The 2,671-nt window shown below is 69.3% G+C and carries 5 protein-coding genes; 2 read left to right on the top strand and 3 right to left on the bottom strand.

What is annotated here, in order from left to right; genetic code table 11:
- Positions 1–342 precede the first annotated feature (342 nt).
- From IT40_RS26165 to ytfE, 3 genes are all read right to left on the bottom strand, one after another.
- On the bottom strand, positions 343–681 hold the full coding sequence (locus IT40_RS26165) for a carboxymuconolactone decarboxylase family protein (RefSeq protein WP_036761401.1): 339 nt from the start codon (positions 679–681) through the stop codon (positions 343–345).
- A gap of 19 nt (positions 682–700) precedes the next feature.
- Positions 701–1,024: a hexameric tyrosine-coordinated heme protein gene (locus IT40_RS26160; protein WP_084197490.1), complete on the bottom strand. Its 324-nt coding sequence runs from the start codon at positions 1,022–1,024 to the stop codon at positions 701–703.
- Positions 1,025–1,127: 103 nt separating this feature from the next.
- Positions 1,128–1,799 carry an iron-sulfur cluster repair protein YtfE gene (ytfE, locus tag IT40_RS26155; protein ID WP_036761399.1) on the bottom strand — a complete coding sequence of 224 codons (672 nt, stop codon included), beginning with the start codon at positions 1,797–1,799 and terminating at the stop codon, positions 1,128–1,130.
- Between the two features lie 142 nt (positions 1,800–1,941).
- Between ytfE and IT40_RS26150 the strand changes: the two genes are divergently transcribed.
- Positions 1,942–2,379, top strand: coding sequence for an RrF2 family transcriptional regulator (locus IT40_RS26150; RefSeq protein WP_036761398.1), 438 nt, complete (start codon positions 1,942–1,944; stop codon positions 2,377–2,379).
- A 36-nt stretch (positions 2,380–2,415) separates the two neighbouring features.
- Positions 2,416–2,671: DUF6522 family protein (locus tag IT40_RS26145; RefSeq protein WP_052096364.1), on the top strand; the 256-nt coding region annotated here is incomplete at its 3' end.

Raw genomic sequence — 2,671 nt, 5'->3', positions numbered from 1 at the left:
GGCGATCAGCCCGGCCGTCCCGGCGGTGAACAGGTAAAGGATGCCGATGTCCTTGTGGTTCGTCGACATGAACCAGCGGGTGAAGAAGCCCCGCTTCTCTTCGATGCTGTCGCTGATCTGGGCTGACATGGTCCTGTCCTTTATCTGTGCAGGCTCCGGTTTGCGGATACGCCGATGGTCGGGCGCGGCGGCAGGGCGACCTGGCCGGCCCTGCGGCTATCGGCAAGGCCAAGGGTGGCATCCAGCCTCGCGGTGATCTGCCGGGCTGCCGCCGCGCCCTTCATGCAGGCCTCGACCCCTAGCCATGTTCCGCAAGGGACGGCAGCAGGGCATGGGCAGGCTTCACGCGCCATCGATCTGGTCCAGCACCGCAAGCGCCTTGTTGGCATGGGCATAGGCGGCCCCGGCGCGCATCTCGGCCGCGACCCAGATCGCCTCCATGATCTGCTCGGGACTGGCGCCCTCGCGGCGGGCACCCTTGACATGGCCCTCGATGCACCAGGGGCATTGCGTGACATGGGCCACGGCGACCGCGATCAGCTGCTTGGTGCGCTTGTCCAGCGCGCCGTCGGCAAACACGGCTTTGGACAGCGCCAGAAAGGCATCGTCGGTCCCCGGCGCCAGCGCGTGCCGCCTTGCCGCAAGCGCGGCGCTGGCCTTGGGCATGGAGATGTCGACCATGATCGTCCTCCGTTCAGGTTCATTCGCGCCAATAGTCGTTCGCTGCGGCGATGGTCGCGAACCAGGCCGCCGCCACCCCCGAGACGTCGATCAGCCTGGCCGCATCCTCGGCATAGCCCGGCCGCCCCGCCTTCAGCGCCGCGACATCGGGCTGGGTCGTCCTGACCGCCCGCCGCGCCATGCCGATGGCCAGGTCGAAGCCCTGCTGCGGCGTCCGGGTCTGCAGGCTGGGCAGCCATGTCTCTTCCGCCGCCGCGGTCGTGGCGGGCTGGCCGCCCTGGGCAAGGCCGGCAGCCGGCAGCAGCGCCAGCGAGGCGGCAAGGATGCAACTGGGTCGGACCATGGAACCTCCTCCTTGAAGGGGTGGCAAAAGGCGGGCTTCGGGGCGTCGGATGCAGCGCCGGCGGGGGGCGGTGGCGCATGAAACAGCGGGCGGGCAGCGGGCCTCATGCGGCCTTTTCAAAGCGCGGGAACAGCACGTTGTTTTCCAGATGGATATGCTCCATCAGGTCGGCCCGCAGCTGCGCGGTCCCGGCGTAAAGCGCCTGCCAGGTCCGGCAGGCGCCCTCGGGCAGGGTATGGTCCTGCGTCAGCCGCGCCAGCTCTGCCAGGAAGGCGCCGTGATCGTCGTGATCGTGCCGCATCTCGGCGATGGGGGCGGCGATCCGGTCCGCCGCCTGCCGGCGCATGGCCGGGAACAGGATCAGCTCTTCCTTCTTCATGTGCATCTCCAGTTCGCCCCACATGCGCTGCAGCAGGTCGGCCAGGCCGCCGGGCACCTCCGGGTGGCCGGCATGGACCGCCTCGACCTTGCGCGAAAGCGCGATCAGCTCGGGGATCTGCCGGCGATGCGCCTGGTGATAGCGGGTCTGGATATGGTCGATCAGCGCCCCGGTCTCGCGTGGCGCATCGGGGATCGCCAGCGGGTCGAGGTCGCCCAGGACCGCCTCGAGTGCGCCAAGGTCCAGCTGGCGCCGATTGGCCGCCTCGGCCAGCGGCACCTCTCCGTGGCAGCAGAAGTCGATGCCGAAGCGGCGGAACACGCCGGACGCGCCGGGAAGCCGCGCGGCGATCTCGCCGACCGTCCGGTCGTGCAATGGGAATGTGGTCTGGGGCATGGCTGTCTCCATGAGCGGGGGGTGTCTGACGGTGAGTCGGGCGCCGCGGGGCAGGAGGATGCGCGAAGCCCATATTCGGTACTTGCAATGCCGAATATCCGCCCACATAATCGGTATTGTCAATACCAATTCAGGAGAGCCGATGCGTCTTGCGACCTTTACCGACTACGGATTGCGGGTGCTGATGCGCCTGGCGGGGGCGCCGGAAAAGCCGATCTCGACCGGGCAGATCGCCAGGGAGTTCGCCATCTCGCAGCATCACCTGGCCAAGGTGGTCAGCGACCTGGGGCTTGGCGGCTTCGTGCGGTCCGAGCGCGGCAGGTCCGGCGGGCTGCGGCTGATGCGCCCGGCGCATGAGATCACGCTGGGGCAGGTGGTGCGCCATCTGGAGCGCAAGTTCGCCATCGTGGAATGTTTCCGCGCCGATGGCGGCGCATGCGTCCTGCGGCCGCGCTGCCGCCTGCGGCCGCAGCTTTCCGCGGCGCGCGAGGCCTTCATGGCCGAGCTGGACCGCACGACGCTGGAGGATTGCGCCTGGCCCGGAGCGGGTCCGGGAGGGCGCGTGGTGGCGGCCGAGTGAGGCCGGGAAAGAGAGGCGGCGATGCCTGGGATCGACTTGCAGCAGGACGGCGCCCGGATCGACGCGGCCGTCCTGGCCAGGGCGTTCGGGATCAGCGCCGACGATTTGCGGCAGGGCATGCGCGACGGCACGATCACCAGCCGGTTCGAGCGCGGCGCGGGCAAGGATGCCGGCACGGTGCGGCTGATCTTCTTTTCGTCCAGCCGCCGCATTCGGATTACGGCGAACGCAAGCGGCAGGATCCTGAGCTGCGGCGCGCTGGATTTCGCCCGATCGCCCGGCCCCGGAAGCC

Origin of the sequence: Paracoccus versutus, assembly GCF_000763885.1 — a bacterium.
Classification (GTDB): domain Bacteria; phylum Pseudomonadota; class Alphaproteobacteria; order Rhodobacterales; family Rhodobacteraceae; genus Paracoccus; species Paracoccus versutus.
Note: the sequence above shows the minus strand (reverse complement) of the source record. Positions and strands in the feature narration are given on the sequence as shown.

What these genes read in the sequence shown, in the direction of transcription:
- IT40_RS26160 (WP_084197490.1), bottom strand. Translation starts at nt 1,024, where the DNA reads ATGGTCCGACCCAGTTGCATCCTTGCCGCCTCGCTGGCGCTGCTGCCG.
- IT40_RS26150 (WP_036761398.1), top strand. Translation starts at nt 1,942, where the DNA reads ATGCGTCTTGCGACCTTTACCGACTACGGATTGCGGGTGCTGATGCGC.
- IT40_RS26165 (WP_036761401.1), bottom strand. Translation starts at nt 681, where the DNA reads ATGGTCGACATCTCCATGCCCAAGGCCAGCGCCGCGCTTGCGGCAAGG.
- ytfE (WP_036761399.1), bottom strand. Translation starts at nt 1,799, where the DNA reads ATGCCCCAGACCACATTCCCATTGCACGACCGGACGGTCGGCGAGATC.